The sequence below is a fragment of the Oleiphilus sp. HI0123 genome (genome assembly GCF_001635315.1).
The window spans coordinates 1-297 of record NZ_LWGE01001909.1 but is presented as its reverse complement, the minus strand read 5'-3'; the positions used below and the strand labels follow the sequence as shown (position 1 = coordinate 297).

The window sequence follows — 297 nt, the reverse complement described above, 5'->3', positions numbered from 1 at the left end:
GCTTGAAGATGAATACTATACGGAGGTTGTCTGATACGTAACAGATTTAGAATTTAACTAAATTAGCCATAACAGATGTAGTATGAATGAACTGTTAAGTATAATATTTGAACAACTGTTATGGTTCTGGGAGCACAACAATGAAACAGCCTATTTATAAATTGTTAGCAAATGACCTTGCTGAGCAGATTCGGCAAAGTACTTTTGCTAGGGGGGATAAGCTTCCTTCTGTTCGGGAATTAGCGAAACAGCGCTCGGTCAGTGTGTCGACTGTTTTAATGAGCTACGGTTTACTAG

1 protein-coding gene is annotated in these 297 nt (G+C 38.4%); it reads left to right on the top strand.

What is annotated here, in order from left to right:
• Positions 1-140 precede the first annotated feature (140 nt).
• Positions 141-297 (top strand): GntR family transcriptional regulator (locus A3761_RS29140; protein WP_156492131.1); only part of this gene is annotated, 157 nt, incomplete at its 3' end.